Annotated in this window: 20 protein-coding genes, 1 tRNA gene and 2 pseudogenes; 16 read left to right on the top strand and 7 right to left on the bottom strand. The window is 60.3% G+C overall.

Features of this window, described 5'->3' with window-relative positions; translation table 11 throughout:
- Positions 1-653 precede the first annotated feature (653 nt).
- Entirely contained in the window at positions 654-1,025 is a 372-nt protein-coding gene (locus tag NKH91_RS26720; RefSeq protein ID WP_352706909.1) for a hypothetical protein, read from the top strand.
- Between the two features lie 909 nt (positions 1,026-1,934).
- Here NKH91_RS26720 and NKH91_RS26715 read toward each other — a convergent pair.
- The 4 genes from NKH91_RS26715 to NKH91_RS26700 form a co-directional block, all read right to left on the bottom strand.
- Positions 1,935-2,066 (bottom strand): hypothetical protein, encoded by a 132-nt coding sequence (locus NKH91_RS26715; protein WP_352706911.1) that lies wholly within the window; start codon positions 2,064-2,066, stop codon positions 1,935-1,937.
- Positions 2,067-2,480: 414 nt separating this feature from the next.
- Entirely contained in the window at positions 2,481-3,104 is a 624-nt protein-coding gene (locus NKH91_RS26710; protein ID WP_352813722.1) for a hypothetical protein, read from the bottom strand.
- A 23-nt stretch (positions 3,105-3,127) separates the two neighbouring features.
- The gene (locus NKH91_RS26705; RefSeq protein WP_352706916.1) at positions 3,128-4,240 is read right to left on the bottom strand and encodes a ComEC/Rec2 family competence protein; all 1,113 of its coding nucleotides are present in this window, start codon (positions 4,238-4,240) and stop codon (positions 3,128-3,130) included.
- Positions 4,241-4,391: 151 nt separating this feature from the next.
- Positions 4,392-4,491, bottom strand: a tRNA-Glu gene (locus NKH91_RS26700).
- A gap of 240 nt (positions 4,492-4,731) precedes the next feature.
- Here NKH91_RS26700 and ubiM point away from each other — a divergent pair.
- Positions 4,732-5,913, top strand: a complete 1,182-nt coding sequence (gene ubiM / locus NKH91_RS26695; protein ID WP_352707063.1) for a 5-demethoxyubiquinol-8 5-hydroxylase UbiM — start codon at positions 4,732-4,734, stop codon at positions 5,911-5,913.
- Between the two features lie 302 nt (positions 5,914-6,215).
- Complete coding sequence (locus tag NKH91_RS26690; protein ID WP_352813720.1) at positions 6,216-8,123, top strand: putative bifunctional diguanylate cyclase/phosphodiesterase; 1,908 nt, start codon at positions 6,216-6,218, stop codon at positions 8,121-8,123.
- 90 nt (positions 8,124-8,213) lie between these two features.
- Here NKH91_RS26690 and NKH91_RS26685 read toward each other — a convergent pair whose 3' ends face one another.
- Positions 8,214-8,495, bottom strand: a complete 282-nt coding sequence (locus tag NKH91_RS26685; protein ID WP_352813719.1) for a DNA -binding domain-containing protein — start codon at positions 8,493-8,495, stop codon at positions 8,214-8,216.
- Between the two features lie 116 nt (positions 8,496-8,611).
- Here NKH91_RS26685 and NKH91_RS26680 point away from each other — a divergent pair, with 116 nt between their 5' ends.
- The 13 genes and pseudogenes from NKH91_RS26680 (at position 8,612) to nolL (ending at position 20,891) form a co-directional block, all read left to right on the top strand.
- Positions 8,612-8,863 (top strand): helix-turn-helix domain-containing protein, encoded by a 252-nt coding sequence (locus tag NKH91_RS26680; protein ID WP_023722035.1) that lies wholly within the window; start codon positions 8,612-8,614, stop codon positions 8,861-8,863.
- 135 nt (positions 8,864-8,998) lie between these two features.
- Positions 8,999-9,226, top strand: a complete 228-nt coding sequence (locus NKH91_RS26675) for a hypothetical protein (protein ID WP_352453620.1) — start codon at positions 8,999-9,001, stop codon at positions 9,224-9,226.
- A gap of 58 nt (positions 9,227-9,284) precedes the next feature.
- Positions 9,285-9,605, top strand: a complete 321-nt coding sequence (locus NKH91_RS26670) for a sunset domain-containing protein (protein WP_352468497.1) — start codon at positions 9,285-9,287, stop codon at positions 9,603-9,605.
- Between the two features lie 486 nt (positions 9,606-10,091).
- On the top strand, positions 10,092-11,054 hold the full coding sequence (locus NKH91_RS26665; RefSeq protein WP_352778493.1) for an ArdC family protein: 963 nt from the start codon (positions 10,092-10,094) through the stop codon (positions 11,052-11,054).
- Positions 11,051-11,254, top strand: coding sequence for a hypothetical protein (locus tag NKH91_RS26660; protein ID WP_352593339.1), 204 nt, complete (start codon positions 11,051-11,053; stop codon positions 11,252-11,254). The genes NKH91_RS26665 and NKH91_RS26660 overlap by 4 nt, the downstream gene beginning before the upstream one ends.
- A gap of 17 nt (positions 11,255-11,271) precedes the next feature.
- Positions 11,272-11,691, top strand: coding sequence for a DUF2958 domain-containing protein (locus NKH91_RS26655; RefSeq protein WP_352593336.1), 420 nt, complete (start codon positions 11,272-11,274; stop codon positions 11,689-11,691).
- A gap of 78 nt (positions 11,692-11,769) precedes the next feature.
- Entirely contained in the window at positions 11,770-13,491 is a 1,722-nt protein-coding gene (locus NKH91_RS26650; protein ID WP_352813717.1) for a ParB/RepB/Spo0J family partition protein, read from the top strand.
- A gap of 545 nt (positions 13,492-14,036) precedes the next feature.
- Positions 14,037-14,360: a DUF736 domain-containing protein gene (locus tag NKH91_RS26645; protein WP_023672372.1), complete on the top strand. Its 324-nt coding sequence runs from the start codon at positions 14,037-14,039 to the stop codon at positions 14,358-14,360.
- A 151-nt stretch (positions 14,361-14,511) separates the two neighbouring features.
- Positions 14,512-14,781 carry a helix-turn-helix transcriptional regulator gene (locus NKH91_RS26640; RefSeq protein WP_352549561.1) on the top strand — a complete coding sequence of 90 codons (270 nt, stop codon included), beginning with the start codon at positions 14,512-14,514 and terminating at the stop codon, positions 14,779-14,781.
- On the top strand, positions 14,778-15,326 hold the full coding sequence (lepB, locus tag NKH91_RS26635) for a signal peptidase I (protein ID WP_352791161.1): 549 nt from the start codon (positions 14,778-14,780) through the stop codon (positions 15,324-15,326). The genes NKH91_RS26640 and lepB overlap by 4 nt, the downstream gene beginning before the upstream one ends.
- Positions 15,314-16,000, top strand: a complete 687-nt coding sequence (locus NKH91_RS26630) for a lytic transglycosylase domain-containing protein (RefSeq protein ID WP_352813009.1) — start codon at positions 15,314-15,316, stop codon at positions 15,998-16,000. The genes lepB and NKH91_RS26630 overlap by 13 nt, the downstream gene beginning before the upstream one ends.
- A 208-nt stretch (positions 16,001-16,208) precedes the next feature.
- The gene (gene rlxS / locus NKH91_RS26625) at positions 16,209-18,179 is read left to right on the top strand and encodes a relaxase/mobilization nuclease RlxS (RefSeq protein WP_352813011.1); all 1,971 of its coding nucleotides are present in this window, start codon (positions 16,209-16,211) and stop codon (positions 18,177-18,179) included.
- Positions 18,180-19,819: 1,640 nt separating this feature from the next.
- A pseudogene (gene nolL / locus NKH91_RS26615) lies at positions 19,820-20,891 on the top strand (nodulation factor fucose acetyltransferase NolL).
- A 9-nt stretch (positions 20,892-20,900) separates the two neighbouring features.
- On the opposite strand, the pseudogene NKH91_RS26610 reads toward nolL, so the two are convergent.
- A pseudogene (locus NKH91_RS26610) lies at positions 20,901-21,137 on the bottom strand (hypothetical protein); the annotation flags it as partial.
- A gap of 553 nt (positions 21,138-21,690) precedes the next feature.
- Positions 21,691-23,337, bottom strand: a complete 1,647-nt coding sequence (locus tag NKH91_RS26605; protein ID WP_352813012.1) for an MFS transporter — start codon at positions 23,335-23,337, stop codon at positions 21,691-21,693.
- Positions 23,338-23,837 lie beyond the last annotated feature (500 nt).

Below are 23,837 nucleotides of genomic sequence, written 5' to 3'. Positions count from 1 at the left end.
AGCGCGCTCGCGGCGCTCGCCTTGATGCCGGCAATCGTATGCGAAAGCACATTCTGTCCGACGCCGCTATTGCTCACAAAGAATTGCATTGCTTGACGGAAGCCGACCTGCAGGATTGGCGCGGCCGTTTGCCTGCCAATTCGCCCGAGCAACCGTGCTCCGCGTTAACAACGACTTCAAAGCTGCCCTGAATGCGGGCGTCAGCAAGCACGCACGGCGGCTTCAATCCTTGAATGCCTCTCACGTCGGCGTCGTCGTCAAGAACGGCTTGGCTGCGACGGATGCGGTTTCCCCCCGTTGCCCGAGATAAGATCATACGCACGGCGGACCCGCACGCCTCCGGCAGGCTCTGGCTGTCCGGCACAATTCATCTATCGGGCGACGAGCCGCATAGAGAGTGTCGCGAGCACGCGCCTGCACTGACTCCTTAGCATTCGGGGATTCTAGACCTCCGTTTGTATATCGCAAACTAAAAATCAGTATCGTTTGCATATCGCAAACAACATTGGAAGATATCTTCCGCCATCACCTGATAAAACGTGGCAAGCACGTTTTGTACTTGATTTGCGAATGGATTTGTCGAAGTGTGAGTGAACCGGCGAGTGATAGAAACACTCGCCGGCTCTAACCACAACCAAAGAGGACGCTTCGATATGGCCGTCACCCAAAATATAGAATTGCCCGAATTCAGCAAGTTGATCTTGGCCGCAGCCAGGCTCGCTAAAGCCGGTCAAGACCAAGATCTTGGCGAACCAATCGACGTCAGGACCGGCGGAACCTATCGCACCCGAGGCGGCCTCTGTGTCGGGCCGCTCCGCCCTTTTCGAGACGAGGAGGACGGCGCCCACACCGATGCCGCCGGGCGTTCCGCATGGTTCTTCGCCCCAGGTATCGGCGCCTATGACCGATACGGCTGCATCCTGTCCGGCGAGATCCCGGAAAGCCAGTTGGACTGCGTCGCCCCGTGGCCTCGCCATCCTCTTGATATAGATCTAGAGTTCTCAAACAAGGAAATGCAGACATGATCGCTTTCGAAACCGGCAAGACCTTGACCGCCGGAACGTAACAATCTCAATCTGCGAGCTTTTTTCCTTTCAAGAGCGACATTAGCTCTTGCTTCGTCAATCCGTTGATTGACATATAAAGAGAGTGACTCTTCTTCTCAACCAGCGTGTCCCTACAGCCCTTGCTGCAGGTTTTTGCGGTGGCATCCCAAGACGCATAGCAGCGCTTGGGGCATGTTATGCTGCAAGAGTCTTTCCCCGTATCGCACGTATCAGAATACGCCGCCGTAGGTAACAAACCCGTTGCGGCGACAAGTAGGATCTTGCCGTAAGCTTTCATTGCAGACCCCTTTTCATCTCGGAAACAAGCCATAATACAAGCCGCTACTAAATTAGTAAATAGAAAAGTACTGCCAAAGTAACAGGTCACGCAATTCCGGGCGTCTCGCCGACTTTTCAGTAGTGTAAACATATGCTTGTCTGTGTAGACCGGCGCTAGCCGGCGCAGTGCCGTAGGCGCGGACTATCCCGTTGGCCTTGCCTTGGCAGGGGTAACACGGGCGCTCACACTTGCTATCGCAGATCATAAGTGCGACTCGGCGGCCGTTGGTTTCGCCGAGGCAGTCAACAGCTTCAATCCGACGAATAGTGCGGTATCCGGGGAGAGCGTGACCCGCTTCCCCGCGTTGGCGCACACCATGATAAGCGCGGGATAGTTCGGCCTCATCAGCCCATCGCCTCGGCATTCTTCACCGTATGAATTTATTCCTACACTTGAACGGAATAGGAACATCGGTCAAGGCCAACTTACCACTCGGTGACGTCTATGCCGCCGTCCGGCTGGAACGTGACACGGTAGGAAAAGTCGGCGAAGACGTTGTCGGTTCCATCGTCGGGACCGCAATGCACCTTGACGCATCGCCTCGGGCATCAGGCCCTTTCTTCTATGCGCTCGGCGGGCGGATTGTCGTAGCTGGCGTTGGTGACGGTGACGCGTTCGAACTCGAAAGCCGCCGCCGAGCATGCCGAAAGGGCGAGCGCCACGACGGCAAGTGCAGACATAAGAAATGTGTATTTCGACCACGAACCTTGAACGCCAAGTCATATGATCCCGCTGGTGTCATCACCTTGGCCGGCGACGAATTCACGCCATCGGTAAATTGCAGGGTCCGGTGGCGGGCGCCGGCATGGGGAGCCACACAACACATCGCCAGGCTCTTCAATGTCACTGACGGTGTTGTGGTCGCCTCCGGCTCTAGCGCGGTGGCTGACACCAGCCCTCACCAACAAACCGACTCGTTCGGATGGGGAACCGCTCTCGCCGGCAAGGCGCACCGCGTCGAGCATTGGTGTTCGGGAACCAACAACACGGCCGGGTTTGGACTAGCCGCCGCCTCGGGCGAGTCCGAACTCTTTACCAGCGTCGAGGTTTGGAGGACGGCGTGAGGGTAAGAGGAGCCTATACTACCCGGAAATTCAAACCGTCTTCGCTGCGTGGCGCGCCAGCACCGTTGTTACCAACCGGACACCATAGGTTGCCGCCGAGTGGCGAACAACCAAGAACTGTAGCAGCAGAACGGCGCAATAGATAAACGACACCCTCAGGGACTGCACCATGAAAACCGCTGCGGTCCCAAAGCCGAAAAGAAACAGGAACGAAAAAGCGGCGTAGTCGCGAGTAAACAGAAATTCCCTGTGAGCATGGAGGATTGCGGTCTCTGACTCGACGTCTTTGTAAAACCGATACCACAGGCGATTTTCGTCACCCGGTGTTCGGGGAAAAGTATCTCCCAAAGAGTCTTTCAGTCGAGACATATCGATGCGAGGATCTGTCGGCCCGTGCCTGCTAAAGGCTCGATGTCCAGGCAATGCAAAGTGCCATCGAAGAAACACCAAGCGGGCTTTCGCAGCGGCGTTCAGAAGGCCGTTTGCGACTGATGTAACAATGAGAGCTAGCCCGACCGGAAGAAGGTTTGCGGCCCCCACCAGCAGGCCCTTGATGCCGGAAACCGCAAGAGCGTCAGACTGTGCCACCCCATAAAACAAAGCAAAATTCGCGGCAATCGTAAGCCAAAGCTGCCAGCGGGTCTGATCTTTCAACGAGCGCGGCGGTCCATCTGTGCTCACGTATATTCCTCGACCTGTGTGTAGAATGGCAGACTTTCCGCAACGTCATATCCAGCACGTGCCGGGAAACCTCCCCAATGAACCTTGCCGATGCCTTGAGTTGCAATGATATGGCCGCCACGGCGCTTAAAGGCGTTTAACACGATCCGGCGGGGATGTTTTTCGTCGTCCTTAGGTGCAGAAACAAAAGCACTGAAACGTGATGCAGAAACCTCCGCCTGAATTTCTCCTAAAAGACGCGTAAGAATCGTGGGGCCGACGTTGCGTCGACTGCCGTGATGGGGGATTTGCACAAAGCTAAACTTTTGAAGTGGAAGGCCTACGCTCTCCGCATAAATGGCCGCCCATCGCAATCCATTTACCCCTGTGTCCCCCGTGAGAAGCACACGGGCGTCGTTCTCAAAAGAGCCATACAGTACGACGCTCGTTTCATTGCTGGCGCTGGTGATTCCCCCGTCTTGCAAACGCTCGTTTTCCCAACTCTCCGTCGTCCAACCATGCAGCGCGGCCTTCGCTGCTTCCAAGATCTTGCGCGCGAGCGACTCCTTGCCTAACCACATCTGTGCCGCCTCAATCGCGGCCTGGTCCGGATCGGGAGTCTTTTCGAATTGCGGCAAGAGATAACTGTACGAAACGCGGCTGGGCGAGCATACGCGGAAAGGGCCGATGTCCGTGCCTTGGAATGGAAAGAAAATATTGGTGCCAGCTTCCGAAGCTAAGTCGTAGATTTCGCTGATCGTCCCGTATTCGGCCTTTACAGCGGACTTCAGCCCCTCAGCAGTCCATCGCTTATCCGAAAAAAGGTGACGGGACTCCTCGGCGAGGAGCCAAGGGATATGCATCCAGAGATTTCGCACAGGAATCTCGCTCAAAACCGTGCGCAGCCCCGAAGCATGGTCCGCATCGGAATGCGTCAACACCACATGCTCCAGAACAGGAAATGGCCCGAACTGCTTCTTGAGATGCGCTACGATGTTGTCTCCGGTTTCTGCATGTCCGCCGTCGACCAACATCAGATGATAAGCGGCAGCGTCGCCATAACGCACTACAATGGCGTCACCGGCTTTGGAGCCGGAGCCAACCGGCAGAAACTCAACCTCACAATGCATCTGGCCCCCCAAGCACTCATATAGGAGCCAATTTCAACGTTCGGCTATCTGATTCCATCAATCTCCACCCAAATCCACCTTTTTCCACATGACAAAATTAGATGAATCTTAGACGAGTTTGCGGAAACATATGCTAAGTGCTTGATTTTGCTGGTACGCCCAAGGGGAATCGAACCCCTGTTACCGCCTTGAAAGGGCCGCACCGAACGGGAAGCCGGCCATTCCATGATGACCTGACCAGACCATGGCGTGGCGATCGACCAGTCGACCGTGAACCCGCCGTTGCCGCGTTTATCGAGCCTGGTTGATCCACATCAGGGTTATCTCTTCATAGGCATGGTTTATTGAGCATTTTTGAACGGAGAACGGATGTCTAACGGACGGTTAGGTCGCGTGGAGACGCTTGGGGAGATGAGCCGCAAACCGTGGATCGATTGCGATGCGTTCCAGTGCCCTTCGTCGCAGGTAGCCGACGCTATGGCGGCACGCTGATGGCCGGCTCTGTCGATAGATTCGACGTCATTGTCGTCGGAGCCGGGCCGGTCGGACTTTCCTTCGCCGCATCGCTTGCCCAGAGCCGACTCAAGGTGGCAGTGGTTGAACGGCAGTCGCTCGAAAGCCTGGCGAATCCGGCTTTCGACGGTCGCGAGATCGCGCTAACCCACGCATCGGTTGGAATCCTTCGCGAGCTCGGCGCCTGGGATGCCATCCCCGCTTCGGACAAATCACCGCTACAAGGCGCGCGCGTGCTCAACGGATCGAGCCCTTTCGCCCTGAGCTTCGATTCTCCCAGCGGATCTGGGGAACCACTCGGAATTCTGGTCCCAAATTGTCGGATCCGCGACGCCCTGTTCAAGCTTGTCCACTTCCAGGATCATGCCCAGCTGCTGTGCGGCCGCTCGGTCGTCAATGCAACAACCAGCCACAAAGAAGCAGTCATAACGCTCTCTGATGGCAGGCAATTGGCCGCTCGGCTGCTCGTTGCAGCGGATTCGCGTTTGTCCGCGACGCGCGACCTGCTCGGCATTGGCGCCGACATCAATCGGCTTGGCAACTCCATGCTGATTTGCCGGGTGAGGCACGAGCGCGCCCATCACCAGATCGCGGTCGAATGGTTCGATCACCATCAGACGATAGCGATGTTGCCGCTCATGGAAGGCGTGTCGTCGCTGCTTCTCACTTTGCGCTCAAGCGAGGCCGACAGACTGCTTGCTCTCGACGACGATTTGTTCCTCACGGAATCGACGAGCCGGTGTCGAGGACGCCTCGGAGAGATGACCTTGGCAAGCACCCGCCATGCCTATCCGCTGGTCACGACCTTGGCGCACAAGTTCTGGGCTCCGAGTGCGGCACTGATCGGCGATGCTGCCCTCGGCATGCACCCGGTGACCGCGCATGGCTTCAACATCGGCCTCAGTGGCCAGAAGCAACTCGCCGACAGAATGCTGGCGGCATGTCGCGAGCGCCGCGACATTGCTGATCCCGACATACTCGGCAGATACGAAAGCCGGCTGCGTCTGTCGGCGGCACCGCTCTATCATGCTACGAATGCGCTTGTCGCTCTCTACTCAGGCGAGCACCCGGCGGCACGGCTTGCAAGACATGCAGGGCTTCGCTTTGCCCAATATCTTCCCTTTATCCGCCATGGCATTTCGGCCATGCTCAGGCGGTGAATCGCAGGCAGCGCTGCCGCTCTGGAACGCTATCTCGGCCCGGCTTCCTTTTGTCTCGCCGGGCGCGTTGATGCCGTTGGCAGGGCTGATTCCATGGTGACGTTGCCGATCCTGGGATGATTCGGATCAAGGCACGCGTGCGGGCAAGAGCTCGATGGTCAGACGGCAAGGCCAAGAGCAGACGTGCGACCCGGAGCCATGGTGAGCGCACTGGTTACCCCCGCTGGATAGTTAACCCGTCCTTCAGTGGGCTTGCGTAAGCTTGTCGTCGCGAACAACGATGGGAGCAAGCCGGTCCGTCCATGGCCCCGAAAAATGAAGACACGCTGGAGGCCAAAATCCGTCAGGATCAGCTTGCTGACCTGAGGACCGGCCTCTTCGTGTCGATGCCGATAAGCGGTATCCTGTCAGGCCTGATTTGGGCGGTGCACGCCCTTTCTGGCAGCGGCTTTGCCGCTGCAATCTGGTTCCTGGTCGTCAATGCGATAAATGCCGCCCGCCTTGCACTCGCGCGTTATCAGCTAAAGGAAACGGGGCGCCATGACGGTTTAGTGGGGGTTTTGCCGCGGCTTCGCTGGTTTGGCATCCTTGCTCTTCTGGCAGGGTTTGCCTGGTCCTTCCTGGCCGTCCTGACTGTTGGATACACGACACCTCAAGCACCGCTGCATCTGGTCATTCTGGCGGGCATTTCCGCTGGTGCGGTTACATACGGCAGTTCGTATGCCGCGGCGGCGACCAACTTCATCACACCTCCGCTCCTCATCACGGTGGCTTGCCTTTTGGCGAAAGGCAATTTTGAAGACTACATTCTGGCTTTTACCGTTCTGCTCTTCATGGGCGGCTTGGTTCGAGCTTCGTTTGTTGGGCAAGCACGGTTCCGCGAAGCGAGCCGCCTGAGGCATGAGGCCGAGCGGCTTGCGGCGGAGATGAAGGCCAGTTCCAGGCAGGACCACCTGACGGCCCTTCTCAACAGGCGTGGCCTCGAAGACGCAATAGGACGTTTCGAGACCGCGGATGGCCCCTTCGTGGCAATGCTGGTTGATCTGGACGGGTTCAAATCCGTCAACGATACCTACGGTCACAGGACCGGTGATGAACTGCTTGTCAGGATCGCCCGCCGCATAGAGGAGGAAGCACCGGAAGGCTCAACGCTCGCTCGTATCGGCGGCGATGAATTCGTGCTGTTTTTTCCCTCAACGAGGGTTTCGCTTTCTGCCAATGATCTCGCCTCCAATATCATAGCAAAAATTGCCCGCCCCTATCGGGAGGTCGCGTCCGTCCGGGTCGGGGCATCAATAGGAATATACCTGGCGGAAAGCCCGGGCCTGACCGAAATGTTGTTGCGGGCGGATATCGCCCTTTACACGGCCAAGCGTCGTGGCAGGAACGAATTTTGCCTGTTCGATGCCGAACTCGACAGGGAACTGCAACGCCGCCAGTCCGTCGAACGGGACCTTCATTCGGCGATAAAGACGAGAAGCTTGCAACCTTGGTTCCAGCCGATCGTGAAACTCGACACCGAGGCCGTGGTCGGTTTTGAAGCCTTGCTGAGGTGGTCCCATCCGACTCATGGTGCCATCTCTCCACCCGAAATCATCACAGCTGCACGCGAAACCGGAATGCTTCAGCTGCTGACGCAAACCGTCTTCGCCGACTGTTGTGCTTTTATCGACGGCTTGGTGAAAGCTGACTGTCGTGATTTCCGTGTGGCGATGAATGTTTCGCCGCGCGAACTGGAAGCCGGCGATATCGACGACATGGTTTTGGATGGTCTGGCGGCAAAAGGCCTCCCTGCAACGATGTTCGAAATCGAGATTACCGAAGAATCCCCGGTGGACCCGGACAGAGTGGATGAAAAGCTCGGACGGCTTTCACATGCGGGCATTTCCATCGCGCTCGATGACTTCGGCACCGGCTTTTCTACGTTGGCATCGCTCAAGGACAGTCGGATACGCAAGGTCAAAATAGACCAGGGCTTCATTCGCGGCTTGGCCAAGTCCCGAGAGGACCGACTGCTTGTCAAATCGGTCATCGATCTCGGTAACATGCTCGGGATCGAGGTCATGGCCGAGGGCGTCGAAACAGAGGCGGATCGGCAAACCCTGCACAAGCTTGGCTGCCGAACCGCTCAAGGCTACCTGTTCTCCAAGGCTGTGCCTCTGAGCCAAGCACTGGAAATGGCAGTCAAACAGCACGCGAAGCAGTTGTGACCGCATCCGCCACCCCGTCTCTCGCGACCGTGCGCTCACGAATGGCCATCGTGAGTTCCTTGCCTGAAAAGTGACAGTCCGCCCCGCGCGTCAGCCGGCGAACAGTTCCTTGTAGCCGGTCGTCACTATCCAGTTCGCCCGGTCGATATGGCTGCGAAGAGCCTTGCGGGCGCGGACCGGTTCAAGGGCCGGGTCGATGCCTAGAATGAGATCGGCCATCTCCTCTACGCTGGCATTGTCGGCGCAGGCGTCGAGGATCCTCAGATAGATCTTGAAATGCTGCCTGTCATAGCTCGTGAGGCTCTCCGACCAGGGGACTTCATCGCGCAGTGTTGAGCTTTGAGTCCCGTCGGTTCCCGTTGATCCATTCATGTCTGCCGCGAACCTCGCATGTTGATCGCTGGATGCAACGCAGCATATCCCAAAATGGGATAATCCGAAACCGGGATTAGTCGCTGATCCGGTCTTTACCCGACCGGTTCGCCTACATGCCCAAATCTCTTCGCTCGCCCCGCCACCAGCGGTTTCTGGCCCAGCTGGTTTCCCTGCGCAAGGCCAAAGGCCTGACTCAGGCGCAGGTGGCCGAGAAGCTTGATCGTCCCCAATCCTTCGTGGCCAAGTACGAGGGTGGAGAGCGGCGTCTCGATGTCATCGAGTTTCTCGACTTAACTGCGGCGCTTGACGCTGATCCGTGCGAGATTCTGTCCAGCCTGCGGGCTAACGGGCGCCTGCGCGTCTAACGGCTCGCGCCGGTGCCGTGAACCGAGCGTGCTTTTCTTCGGCAAGCTGCCATTCCGCTGCGGGTGGGTCTTTACCAAGCCATGCCGATATAGGATGATAATCCTAGGTGGGGCGATTCCTCAACGGAGATCGCAATGGCTAGGACCAAACTTTCCAAGCAGCTTTCACAGGCTGAAATCGAGCGCTTTCTCGCGGAGGCGGAACGGCTGCACCAGAGCATCGTCCAGCCGCTTCTATCACCTACCAGCAACCATTACCGGGCTCTCCAACGCACCCATGAAGCGCTGTTGAAGACGGTGAAGGATATCACCGGTAAGGATGCGCCGTTCATTCAATGGTTCGGAACAGGACCGGTGAATTAGACCAGACTTATAGACTCCAGGCTGCAAACGTCGCATTCTCTCTTCGGGGAGAAGGGGCGTGGGCAACCATCGCTATCAAGACAATCGGTACAACCGTCGCAGGTATGGCGAGCGCCATCGTTCGAAGGACGTTCCGTTGTGGGCAAAGATCGTTGCTGGTGGAACAATCCTGGCTGGCTTTCTTGCCTTCGAAATCGGCCCTGCCGCTCTCGGCTGCAACATCAAAGCCAATATCAGCTACAACACGGGCGAGCGCATCTATCATGTTCCCGGACAGGAATATTACTGGGAGACGCGCATCAACCTGTTGAAAGGCGAGCGCTGGTTTTGTTCGGAGGAAGCCGCGCGCAAGGCTGGGTGGCGGAAGTCTCGGGTCTGAGCGTCCGTGGTAAATGGTTGCGAAAATGCTGCATCGCACATGTTTTCGGTGCAGCATTCATTTAAGTATTTATCGCGATCCGTTCGAAAAATCTGTCCAGCCTGCCGTCCTGGCGGGCGCCCGCGCGCCTGACGACGCGCACCAGGTGCTCGTGAACCGAGCCCGCTTTTCTTCGGCAAGCTCAGGCGGTCTCGGCCATTCGGCTTCGCCCCTTGGCGTGGGCAGCCCTTCGGGCTGTGACGGCCGCCGCCCTTGCGGGCGGCGCGGTTTGTCTGTTGGCCTTTCCCGGTGGCGCGGGGTGGGCGGCACTCCCTTCTAGGCCCGCCGCGGCAGCCCGCAACCCTTCGCGTGCCGCTCAGGGTCCTGCTCTTCGTTCCGGTCCTTCGGATGCGGTCCGCCTACCACGGCGGGCCTTTCCGGTCGCGACTCGCCGCCCATCCCGCTTCCGGGGAAAGGCGCGGCGATTGGCGAGCGAAGGATGAGACGATGCATGCAAACAGCAAGCGTTGTGCCAGCACAGAGGCTGGCGCAGGCAAGGGCGGGCGCCCCGGCGCCAGCCTTTATCAGGAGATCACCGACCGCATCATTGCCGAGCTGGAGCGCGGCACCGTGCCATGGGTCAAGCCATGGGGCAGGGCAAAGGCAGGCCTTGGCCTGCCGAGGAATGCATCCTCTGGCCGCACCTATTCCGGCATCAATATCCTTATCCTGTGGGGCGCGGTGATCGAGCGCAGCTATCCCAGCCAGAACTGGCTCACCTTCCGGCAGGCGCTCGTCCTTGGCGGCAACGTCAGGAAGGGCGAGCGCGGCACGACCATCGTGCATGCCGACCGCTTTGTCCCCAAGGACGAGAAGGAGCGCGCACGCCACGAGGGCGATGAACCACAGGCCGTGCCTTTTTTGAAGCGCTTCACCGTCTTCAATGTCGCGCAGTGCGATAATCTTCCGGAAGACCTCTATGCCGCCGCCGAGCCGCTGCCTCAGTGCGAGATCGTGCCGCAGGCCGAGACGCTCATTCGCGCCAGCGGTGCGGATTTCAGGGTCGGCGGCGATCGCGCTTTCTACATGCCGGGCAGCGACCACATTCAGGTGCCGCCGCAGCCGGCGTTCCATCACCAGATCGACTATTACCGGACCTGCTTTCACGAGCTTGGCCACTGGACCGGCCACCCGACGCGGCTTGCTCGCGACCTCTCCGGCTCGTTCGGCTCCAAGGCTTACGCGCGTGAAGAATTGGTCGCCGAAATCACTGCCGCCTTCGTCTGCAGCAATCTCGGTATCGAGCCGACCGTGCGTCATGCCGATTACATCGGCTCATGGCTGAAGGTGCTGCGCGAGGACAATCGCGCCATCTTCCGTGCCGCCAGTCTTGCTTCCAAGGCCGCCGATTTCCTGCTTGGCCTTCAGGCCGATGCCGAAGGCGAGGCGCAGGAAGGGATTGCGGCATGACGATGCGCGATCCTCAACTGACCGCGAGCGAGCCGACGCCGCAAGGCGAGCAGATGCTCATTCCCGGTGTCCGGCCGATCACCACGCGCGATCGGCTCACCCTCCTGATGGACGCGCCGATGTGTCCGCGCGCGGCGCAAAAGCCGCTCGATATCGGCCTCTTCGATGAAGCCAGCAGAAATCAATTCGACCTGTTCTGACAAGGAGTCTTCTTTCCATGATCCTGATCACCGATCCACTGCGCGCACGACTGCTCGCCAATGGCGCCGCCGACGCCGACATCGACCATTTTCCCGTTGTGAAACTGTTTAATCCCACAGGTGCCGCCACGTGGCTTCTGAGCGAACTCGACGCCGATGGCGACACGCTGTTCGGCCTTTGCGATCTCGGCTTCGGCTTCCCCGAACTCGGCAGCGTCAGTCTGGCCGAGCTTGCATCCGTAAAAGGTCCGCTTGGCCTCGGCATCGAGCGCGACCTGCATTTCCAGGCGCGCTTTCCGCTCTCCGTCTATGCCGAAGCCGCCCGCATTTGCGGCCACATCACCGAGGCCGAGCGACTTCTGCGGCAGGCAGCAGACGCCCTTTCAAAGCCCCATTCCGAGCTTCCGCCCGACACGGCGGAACAGCAGCGCCGATAGGCGCAAAAACCGTCCCGCCGCGCCGGCCTTCGGCCTCTGCGGCGGGGACAACCTCAACCAAAGCGAAGGAGAGTAACCATGCAGCTTGCCCACATCCGTTTGGATCGGCTCAACATTTCCGCGCTCAACATGCGCCATGGAAAACGCGCGCCCGACATTTCCGACATCTTGCCATCCGTGCGTGCGCGCGGCGTGCTGGTGCCTCTCCTTGTGCGGCCGAACGGCCAGCCGGAAACCTTCGAGATCGTCGCCGGCAGGCGGCGCTATTTCGCCGCGAAATCGCTTGCCGACGAGCGCGGCGAAGGCGATCCCTTGCCCTGCGCCATCATGGAGGATGGCGACGACGCCGATGCGCTGGAAGCCTCGCTGATCGAAAACCTCGCCCGTCTCGATCCTGACGAAGTATCGCAATGGGAGACGTTTTCGCGGCTCGTCAGGCAAGGCCGCACCGTTCCCGATATCGCTGCGACCTTCGGCATCACTGACCTGAAGGTCAAACGCATTCTGGCGCTTGGCGACCTCTTGCCCAAAATCCGCGAAGCCTACCGGCGCGAGGAGATCGATACCGAGACGGTGCGCCATCTCACCATGGCGTCCAAGGCGCAGCAGAAGGACTGGCTGGCACTCTGTGCCGATCCCGATCAATACGCGCCGCGTGGCTATCAATTGAAGCAATGGCTGTTCGGCGGCCAGTCGATTTCCACCAAGGTGGCGCTGTTTGCCATCGACGAATATCCCGGCCTGATCACGTCGGACCTGTTCGGCGAGGACAGCTATTTCGCCGATGCCGACCTGTTCTGGCAAAAGCAGAACGAAGCGATTGCCACCAGACGCGACACCTATCTCAACGACGGCTGGAGCGAGGTGGTGCTGCTGGAACCGGGCCAATATTTCCACGCATGGGACCACGAGAAGACCCCGAAGAAGAAGGGCGGCAAGGTCTTCATCGCGGTCACGTATCGCGGCGAGGTCGAGTGTCACGAGGGCTGGCTGTCACACAAGCAAGTCCGCCGCGCCCGCGAGGGCGGCGAGCAAGAAGAAACAGCCGCCAAGCCGCCGCGCCCCGAACTCACCGGCCCGATGCAGAACTATGTCGATCTGCATCGCCATGCTGCCGTGCGTGCGGCCATGCTCGACCATCCCGCCGTGGCGCTGCGCCTCGTGGTGGCGCACGCCATCACCGGTTCCGGCCTGTGGCAGGTGCGCCGTGAACCACAGCGCGCAGTCAACGAGACGGTGACTGCCAGCCTTGCCGGCTGCAAGGCTGAAGCTGCATTCGGCAAAAAGCGGCGCGAGGTGTTGGCCCTGGTCGGATCACCGGATGAGGATGGAGTGGTGGCCGGCGGCAATGGCGACGCCTTTGCTATCGCCGGCGTGTTCGCGCGCCTCTTGGCGCTCTGCGACGACGATGTCATGCGCGTTCTCACCCTTGTCATGGCCGAGACGCTTGCAGCCGGCAGCGCTGTCATCGAGGCACTTGGCAATCATCTGAACGTGGATATGGGCGCATGGTGGGAACCGGACGATGCGTTCTTCGACCTCTTGCGCGACAAGGAAATCGCCAATTCGATGCTCGCCGATGTCGGCGGCAAGCTTGTTGCCGACGGCAATGTCGCCGAGAAGGTCAAGACGCAAAAGAAGATCATCCGCGACTTCCTGGCGGGCGAGAATGGCCGCCAGAAGATCGAGACCTGGCTGCCGCGCTGGATGAAATTCCCGGCCGAAAGCTACACCAGCCGCGGCGGCTTCCGCACCGCCGATCAGTGGGCACAAGTGCAGCCGCTGTTCGTCCGCAAATAGTCGATCAGGGCCCGAGCGGCGGTTCTCTCGATTACCGCCGCTCAGGTCGCGCGCGCCGCTCCGGGCCGCGCCGGCTGCCGATTGGTCGTCTTGTCGAGCCAGTGCCTTGCGCGAGAAATCCCGACGCCAATTCGCCCCCGTTTCGGCAGCCCTGCACCACGCCGGGTTGCTTGCCGAGGCGCCAGGCGCATGGGTCCAATTGTCCGATCGGGTTGCCGACAGAGCCCGCGCAGCCGGCGCCCTGTAATGCCGCCTGCTCGTTGTGCCGCCGATCGCGCCACCTGTCTCCATGTGTCTCAGGGACCATTCCCCTGCGGCTGGCTTGACGACCTATGGGCGGATCCGGCCCACCCGAAACCCTCGCCAGCAGCTTTTTTCCCCGCCGCCTGCGGCGGCTTCCTCGCGCCGCTTCGCTTCAAAAAAGCTGCCCGCTCGGGTCCTCCGCTATCGCTGCGGCCGTCCCGGTTCCGGCGGTCCGGACGCGCCCATCACGGTTCGCCATCGCAGGGGAATGGTCCCCGGCGAGCACCAAAAGGAGACTGAAAATGACCGCGATCGGATACGTCACCAAACAGGAAAACGGCGGCTACAAGGGCCAGCTCAAGACGCTCAGCGTGCGCGCCGACATCGACATCGTGCCCAATCAGGCAAAGAGCGCCGACACCCATCCCGACTTCCGGGTGCTGACGCAAGGGGTCGAAGTAGGGGCCGGCTGGATCCGCACCGGCGAGACCTCCGGCAAGGACTATGTGAGCCTGTCGATTGCCGCCCCGGAGTTCGGTCCGCGCAAGCTCTACGCCAATCTGGGCCGCGCCGCCGGCCAGGATGACGACGACACATACGCCATCATCTGGAACCCCGTCGACTGAACCGCCAGCCTCGAGCCCCGCGCCGCAACCGGCGCGGGGCTCTTCTCAAGAAGGGGCGGCGAAAACTCGCCCCCCACTCTTCGCCCGTCCCCAAAACGATCTCGCTCGCCGATCCTCGCCTTCGCTTGTCCGTAACGAAACGAGGATCATCATGGACGACGAAAACGAACGCGCGGCCCGCGCCAAGAAGGGCAGTCCGTTTCTCAACACCGCGCAGGCCGCCTTCTATATCGGGCTGTCCCAGCGCACGCTGGAGAAGATGCGGCTCAAAGGCGGCGGCCCGCAATTTCGCAAGCACGGCCGCTATGTCCGCTATCACATCGACGAGCTCGACGACTGGTCGAAGGGACGCGCGCAGGAGACCACGCCCGAGGATGGCGGGCACGATTCCGGCTCGGCCGGTGAGGGAGGCCGCTCATGAGCCGGCGTCCCACCATCCGTCTGATCGGCAGCCATCTGCGGCGCATTCGGGCGCGCAAGACGATCGCCGTGGCCACAATAGGCCTCGGCCTGATCGGCTTCGCCGCTTTCGACAACCCATCGCCCTGGCTGGTCTGGAACGTCTCGGCCAGTGCGCCGGTCGGCCTCTATCGCGTCGCGTCCGGATCACCGGCTCGTGGCGACCTCGTGCTCGTCCGCCCGCCAAAACCGGTCGCCGATCTCGCCGCCGAACGCTTCTATCTGCCCAGCAATGTGCCGCTGGTCAAGCGCCTTGCCGCGCTGCCTGGCGAGCATGTCTGCGCCTTCGGCGACGCCATCATCATCGGCGGCGAGATTGTCGCGCGCCGGCTGGCAACCGACACGCAGCACCGTCCGCTGCCTTGGTGGAATGCCTGCCACAAGCTCGCCGCCGACGAGTTTTTCCTGCTCGGCAACGATAGAAACCGCTCCTTCGACAGCCGCTATTTCGGGCCGGTGCCGGCCGAAAATATTGCCGGGAGGCTCGTGCCGCTATGGACCGAGTAACCCTCCTGATGCTGGGCATGGTCGCGATAGCGCCATGCGCCTGTTCCGCCGCGACCGACGCTCAGCCGGCCGCCATCTCCCGTGGTCCGCAGCTGGCAAGATGGCAGCCCTTGATAGCCGAAGCAAGCCGGCGTTTCAGCATTCCACAGCCCTGGATTTATGCCGTCATGGATGCCGAAAGCCGGGGGCAGACAATGCTGGACGGACGGCCGATCGCCTCACACGCCGGCGCCATTGGCCTCATGCAGGTGATGCCCGGCACCTACGAGGAGATGCGCGCAGAGCTTGGCCTGGGGGCCGATCCGCACGACCCTCGCGACAACATTCTGGCAGGCACTGCCTATCTGCGCGCCATGTATGACCGCTTCGGCTTTCCCGGCCTGTTTGCCGCCTATAACGCTGGGCCGGACCGCTACGAACAGCATTTGCAGCGTGGGCGACCGCTGCCCAGCGAGACGGTTTCGTATTTGGAACAGCTCAAGGCTGCCGGGATTTCGGCCGCCGACATGGACGCGTTCACCGGCAAATCCCGTTCCGGAAAAGCGCCGGAAATCCCGTCCGGGCAGTCGCTGTTTTTCCTGCGAAACGGTGTTTCCGCGACCGATCCGAATGGCCAAATTGTGGTGCCGCTCGGATCGGAGCGAGCAAGGTCAGGCCGGCCGGATCGCAGGTGAGGGCAGGGTACCGTGGGTCGGGCGGGGCAGGGAGGCAGGGAGGCAGGGAGGCAGGGAGGCAGGTCCGCGGAAGGCAAGATAAAGGCATCGCCTCCTGGAGGCGGCGAAGTCTTTGTCTGCACATCGTTTTTCATGGAGGCTGCCTTCAGCGTCAGGAGAGCTTCTGCCGACAAAGCTTTGATTTTGCTCAAGATTACTAGGAGGCTCAATGCAGGATGAAGAGTTCAAGCCGAGCCTGGGCAAAATCGGATCGCGCGGCTCGAAGGCAGGCAAGCGTTTCGCCGGCCAGATCCGCGCCGCGATCAACCGAGCCGGCGGCGGCAGCGGTCGCCGTGGCCGCTTCATCGGAAGCCGGGCGGGGCGCGGCGGGGCTGCTGCCGCCGTTCTCAGAGCGCGCGACCGCCACGCGGCGTTTCGGCAGCGGCGCGCCGTCGTCAAGGCGCGTATCGTCAAGCTGGCCGGCAAGGGTGTTGACGGGGCACGTGCACACCTTCGCTACCTCCAGCGCGACGGCGTCACCCGCGAAGGGGAGCCTGGCGAGCTCTATAGCGCCGACAGCGACCGCGTCGATGGCAAGGCGTTCATCGATCGTGCCGATGGCGACCGGCATCAGTTCCGCTTCATCGTCGCACCTGAAGACGGCATCGAGTATGATGACCTGAAGCCGCTCACGCGGCGCCTCATGGCGCAGATGGAAGAAGACCTCGGCACCAAGCTCGACTGGGTCGCTGTCGATCATTTCAACACTGGTCATCCGCATACCCATATTATCGTCCGCGGCAAGGACGACCGCGGCGAAAATCTTGTCATCGCGCGAGACTACATCTCGTCTGGAATCCGTGAACGGGCGGCCGAGCTGGTCAGCCTCGACCTTGGCCCGAGAACGGACCGCGAGATCAAGCAACGCCTGCGCCAGGAAATGGAGCGGGAACGCTTCACCAGCATCGATCGGCAGCTGCTCCGCCTGCGCGACGATGACGGGCATGTCTCACCGGCCAGCCGAGACACGTTTCGCCAGACGCTGCACCAGGGGCGCCTGCGTAAGCTCGAGCGGATGGGTCTGGCTGAGGAAGTCGGCTCGGGCCGCTGGCGCCTTGATGGCGAGCTTGAAGCGACGCTGCGCCGCATCGGCGAGCGGGGCGACATCATCAAGACCATGCACCGCGAACTGACCGGCAAGGGGCTCGCCCGCAGTGTCGCCGACTATGTTGTCCATGATCGTTCTGCAGAGCAGATGCAGCCTGTCGTCGGCCGCATCATTGCGCGCGGCCTGGCCGACGAAATCACTGACCGCCATTACCTCGTCGTCGACGGCGTGGACGGCAAAAGCCACTATGTTGATATCGGCAAAGGCGAGGCCACCCAACCGACGCCAGAGGGCTGCATAGTGCGGGTCACGCCGAGGGACACCGGGCCAAGGCAAGTCGACCGCACAATTGCCGAGATCGCCACGGCCCATGACGGGCGCTACAGCATCGATATCCATCTCAAGCATGACCCGTCGGCCACCGAACGCTTTGCCGAAACGCACGTGCGGCGACTGGAGGCGATCCGCCGGGCGACCGGTCGTGTCGAGCGCGAGCCGGACGGCACCTGGATCGTCGCACCGGATCATCTCGACCGTGTGTCCGACTACGAGCGTCAGCGGGCCGGGGCCGAGCCTGTCACGGTTGACAAGCTCTCATCGACGCCGCTGGAACAACAAGTCAGCTTCGACGGCGCCACCTGGCTCGATCGAGAGCTGGTTTCCGACATACCGGAGGCCTTGCACAGCTCTGGTTTCGGCCGCGATGTCCGAGAGGCGCAAGGCCGCCGACGGCAGTGGCTGATTGCGCAAGGTCTTGCTCGGGCAGAGCAGGACCGGATCGTCTATCGCGCCAACATGCTTTCGATGCTGCGCCAACGCGAGTTGAACCGCGTGGCCGGCCAGTTGTCGAACGAACTCGGTCTGCCCTATTCTGAAGCCCAGAGTGGAGATCGAATAGAAGGCACGCTCCGCCGCTCCGTCGAGCTCGCCGGCGGAAAATACGCTGTCATCGAGAAATCGCGCGAGTTCACGCTGGTGCCATGGCGGCCGGTGCTTGAGCATCATATCGGCAAGGAGGTTTCCGGCGTCGTGCGTGCAGAGGGGATTTCATGGACCATCGGCCGGCAGAGAAGCGGACCAAGCATTTCGTGACATGACTACACAACTTCTTTTGCCCGCGTTGAAACAGGTACTCAGTCCGGACGGAGTTCGCCTGCTAACTGCCCGCGGCATTGATCTCGCGAGGGATAAATGGCTGGTCGTGCAAGACTTATCGTTCGCTCTACAAAAAGCGCCGCGATGATTCATCGTGTTCCATGATTCTGAGCCAAAACCCTCCTGCGACACCACGGCACTCTTCCCGGTGCCACGGAGCCGCGCCGACGACGGCGGTGCCGGCCTGGTTGCGCAGGGCTGCCCCGACCCAAACAGTTGCGGCGCATTGAGGACATTGCAATCACTGCCGGTGCGGCCATCGGCGCGCTCGATGAGATGGTCCGCCAGCTAGAGAGGTGGGCTGGCGCCTGGTGACAGCGCCTAGGGCTTTCGGCGGCCGCGGTACGGCGAGCAGGCTCGCGGCGTCGAGGATGAAGCCGCACTTCGCGATGTTCTTCTGCTCACACGACCGGGAGACGAGGTCGGCCCCGCGGGCCGGATGCTGTTGACCGGGCGTGAACTGGCAGCCCATCCCGCTGAGGATCTTCTAACGGGAGAAACCTCGCTGCGGTGGGGAAGATTTCGGTCGACGCCCGCGACGACGAGGCGGTCAGCGACCTGGCCAGACGAGCTCGGCAGCTTTCCGCTGCGGCATGGTGACCGGCGCGATCATGGCCGCCGAATGAGATCGCTTCGAACGCACCGTCGGATGCTGGCTCGCCGACGCTTTACTGGCTGGGTTGGGGCCATGCGGTGCCGCTACTGGGCACCGAGGCAGCTTTGGGCATGAGACCCGATCAATCGCGGCGGGCCCGACGGTCATTGCGGCATCTGGAGTCGAGGCCGGGTCAGACCGGGCGAAAAACCTGCTCGTCGCGCAGGAGCCCCGCGTTGCGCCGTCGATCTTTCCGCCCAACTCAGCGCCGCGCCGACCAGGGCTTGCCATTCCCCGAAACTGAGGCCAAGGCGACGGACCCCCCTGCATATACCGACGCCATACGCGCGCCCGTCGGCGAGCGAACCGTGGACCTCACACAATCTGAGGTGCTGGTGACGATGTGCATCGCCTACTTCCATCCGCACTCCACCCACGAGCTCACCCGTGCGCCCGCGGTGCTGCGAACCCGCCGACGAATATTTGGCAGAAGCCGGAGTGGGCGCTCAGCCGCGACGTTTTTTTGGCCTTGACCGGGCCGGGCGGCGACCCGAGCGTCGGGACAAAAACCCGCAAAGGCGGAGGGCACCGGCCCGGTTGAGGCGAGGCCATGATGATGTGAGGACGATCTCCGGGCAAAAATTTGCGGAGATCGATGCTGTCCTGGCGCGCTCGTCGAAGATTCTGAGCGGCGCCGACCTGGCTGCTCGAAGGGAGAACACTTTACTACGTGACCGGCCGGACCTGATTGCGATCTCCATTGGAATAAAGAAGAACGACGGCCGAATTCCGGTTGATCCACATTCCAGGCGGCGGCACTGCCGCTATTGAGGCGATGAGGACGAAGTTCAATGGAAATATTGCGGCCATTACCGGCTGGATTGGGATGCGACAGTCCAGAATGGGATCCGAAGATGCCGTGCGTGAACCACTCTAGAACCAAAGTGGAAGCAGTAACGGCAGGATATCGGCTGGAGGTCTGATGCTTAATCACAAAACAGTCGGTTCGAAGGGGCGCGACCCGTGCCCAGAAGGGACAAAGGCCAGAGACCTAAGCTTCGATTTCGCCAAAGGCGTCCTCATTATCTTGGTGATAATTGGGCATTTGTTACAATATGTTATCTATCGAGGCACTGACGCCTTTTGGCTGTCGCCATATTTTAAGTCGATCTACATGTTTCACATGCCTCTGTTTATGGCGATAAGTGGATATCTTTCTTCGGGAGCGATTCTGCGCAAATCGTTCCCTCAAGGCGTCAGTGATCGAGCAATGCAACTAGTATTGCCCATGCTTTTTTGGTGTGCGTTGATTTGGATATCGAAGGCCGCCGTAATGTCTTCGGCGAACAGTTTAACCAGTGGAATGTTGGATTTTTTTAGGGAATTCATTGGCACATACTGGTTCATCTGGGCAGCTTTCGCGTCCTTCGTCCTGATAAAGTTGCTCACGACTTTCAATGGCTCGTCGGTTGGATCATAGGCGCATCTGCAATTGCGATCGCATTCGCACCCGTCCCGTGGTCAATAACCCCGTTGGTACGATACACATACCCATTCTTTTGTTTGGGGTTCTTGTTTGCGCAGCCGATCGGATGGCAGGCAGCCAGCATCAGGCGCCACAAGGCTATTTTTGTGGTGTTACTTTCGATGGCTGCGTTCATGTGCTTTCTTGTTTGGGGAAAGGAGACGTACGTCTACAACAATCTTGTTTTGATCTACGATGCACAGTCGGCCAAACAAGTGTTGCTGATGTTCGCTGGCTCGGTAGCAACTTCTGCAGTGGCGATGCAGCTTATATTCCTATGCTGGAGAGTTGGCTATTCAACTCGCGTAGCTCGCTTTGTCGCGCTGGAGCTTGGTCAGAGCACACTGCTGCTTTACCTGCTTCAGGGTGCCGTGTTTCGCTTCATGGAATAATACCGTTCGGAGAGCTTTGGGATCTCAGGAGCAGAATCGAGTTCGCCACTTTGCTTGGTGCGGCGATTGTTGTCACAGCGATGACAATTCGCAGGATTGTGCGCCACCTTGGATATGTGTCGCGGAGCTATGCATAATTTATGATGTGACTGCCGACAGTTGGCATTGAAATCATTGGCGAGCCATGCCGGCGTGGCATTCCCCTCACGGATCACTTGATCCGCCGCCCGAAGTAAGGCGTGCCTGTAGGCCGGGATCGGTCCCGAATGCTCGTAGGACGGCAATTCGCTCGGGAGCCCGATCAGATTTGAAGCTCCGCGACCGTCTGGCGCCGAGCGCAGCCAATAGAAGCGCTTCTGACCAATCGTCGCGTTCATCTCCAGGAAGCCCGCCTAGCAGGTTGTGACCACTGCTGTGGCAATGCAGCAGTCCTGGATGGCTGCATCAAATAAGTCCAAGATGCCCCGGGTGCGCTTCCACCGCACCACCGGGACCTTCGCTGCAGCTAAACGCAGAAAATTCAGGCGCGTGCTGAAGCATCGTGAAAAATTCATGGATTATGTCAGCTGATAAAATGACCCGATCCAATTTCAGTCGATCAATCAGCGCCCTTCGTCGGGGCTGTCGGTCCGCATCGCGCCTGACGGCGGCGCTATGCTGGTGCCCCTACCGCCGCCCTGTTGAACCGCTTTCTCCAGCACCGAACCGCTCGCCGCGATGCAGGGGGACAGGCGACCTGAACCCCTGCCCAAGCCGATCTGATGGCAGAGGCGGTGGGGCTGGACATGGGCCCGTGGTGGACATACGTGCCACACAAATCCTCATGCTCGCCTAACCGGCCGCAACGTATGGCGATCCGGGCAGACCCGACGAAAAAAGGAGTAGGTCTCGGCCATTCCCGTGTCCGAACCCGACCCAGAAAAGTTACTGCTTTCCTTACGGGCGCGATACAAAGGGCACAGGCTGGACTTGGCCGCCGGGGGCGGGGCTTGTCGACCGCTCGATCGAAAGTGAGAGACGAGGAGGAGAATCACCGACCTGCAGAGCGGCAAGGCGCTCGCCTACCTCCCTGTCAGTCACCGTTAGCCGATGGTTTAGACGAAGATAGTCCGTCCATGTCGGCGTGCGGAATGTCTCGGTCCAAAGAGTCGAGTTCTGAAGATCGCGCTGGAGGGTCCAGTCCCGCGCACCGGCACGGCTCTGAACGCGCCGCCTTTCGCGCATGCAGCTCAGAAATTCCTCGATATTCTCCTCGGGTATCGAGTACTCCACCTTGATCACGATCGGGCCGCTCCTGGGCTTCAAATCGAGGGCCAGTTCTGGTGGCCTGAAGTCGAAGGCCCCTTGATCCGATTCCTCCCATAGCCGTACCGGCAATAGCTTTCCCACAGCTGCAACCAGCAACAGCGCCGCTGCAGCACCTTCCAAAGCCCACGTCAGGGAATAGTACTGCGCGACAGCACCCCAGATCCAGCTGCCCGCTGCCATGCCGCCGTAGGTCAGGGCGTAATAGATCGACAGGGTGCGACCAACGACCCACCTTGGGCTTGCCAACTGCACACACACGTCGGTTCCGGTCCAGGTGACAACCCAGCCTGCGCCAGCGATTGCAAGCGCGATCGCTGCTACAGCCACCGAGGATGTGAGAGCCAGTAAAAGGCAACACGTTGCGCAAGCAACGGACGCGAGCGTGATCAATCGATTTTGGGACGTGATGCGTCTCAAGTAGCTATTGCCAATGCCCGCCATGAAGGCGCCTGTGCCGAAGCCGGCCAACAGAACGCCGTAAACAATTGGCCCCCCCGCCAGTTGGTCGCGAACTAGGAGGGGGAGCAGAGCAAGGATCGAGATGCTTGACAGCCCGAACAGGGTTGCACGCACGATCGCCACTCTGATCTCCGAGGAGATTGCCGTGAAGCGCATGCCATCATGAATGGCCGTCGTCATCCGCTCGCGCGGAAGAGGCGAAGAGCGAACTTGCCACTTGGAGCGCAGCACAGCGCTCAACGGGACCAGGTCGGTCAGCGCAGCGAAGGCGAAAGCCGTAAGGGGGCCCAGCAAAGCCAAAATTACACCGCCCAGCGCCGGTCCTATGCTCCGAACCACGTTGTACCCCACCGACATCAGCGTCACTGCAGCGGGTATGTCGCGCTTTTCCAGGATGTCGCCGACCGAGGCGTGCCAGGCTGGATCATTCAAGGCAAAGCCGCATCCCGCCAAGAAACTCAGTCCCAAGATCAGCCATGGACTGACAAAGCCCAGTCCAACAGAGAGAGCCAGCGCCGTGGATGCCAGTGCGATCAGGCAATGTCCGGCAAGCATCACGCCGCGGCGGCTGAAGCTGTCTGCAATCGCTCCAGCAAGGATCGACAAGAAGAAGGCGGGCAGTGTCGATGCAGCCTGCACGAGCGCAACCATCAGATCGGAGGCTGAAATCGTTGCCATAAGCCAGCTTATAGCCACGCTCTGCACCAGCCAGCCAAGGCTGGATATCTGCGTGGCTGTCCAGATCGAACGAAAGACCGGATTCTGAAGAGGGATCAGTGTGTCTGCCGCAAAGGGCGGGGAATCTTGACGCCGCATGACTTATCACCTCCATCACGTAGTTCTTTCGCTCACTCACTTGCTGACAGCGGTGCGCTTACGCACAAGCTGCGTCACAACGAAGTTCCGATATCGCGCTCGCAACAAAGTAGATGTCGCATCCACGGTGCTGATGCGCGATGAGTGTGCCAGTTGGGCGTCAGCTGGTCTGGGTCGCGCAGCCCGATGGGGTGCGGTCTGCCCTGCGACTCTTGGCCTTGGACGGTGCTACCGCCCCGATGGCCGGGTTGTCAAACTGCCACGGTGCTAGCAGCGCCCATCCCATCCTGACAGGCATGAGCGTACGACGCAGCGCATCACTGGTATTGGAGGCGGGTGCAAGATCAAGGGTGGCATCGTCTTGACAAGTACGAGCTGGTGGACGCCTTCGCCCGACCTATCACATCGGCGATTTATGGGGCCGCCGCTCAACTCGTTGGTCTATGCACAAAAAGACATAATACGCTTGAAAAGACGTTTCGTGTCGGGGCAGGCGCCGA

Origin of the sequence: Mesorhizobium sp. M0894 (assembly GCF_040319725.1) — a bacterium.
In the GTDB taxonomy this organism is placed as follows: domain Bacteria; phylum Pseudomonadota; class Alphaproteobacteria; order Rhizobiales; family Rhizobiaceae; genus Mesorhizobium.
Note: the sequence above shows the minus strand (reverse complement) of the source record. Positions and strands in the feature narration are given on the sequence as shown.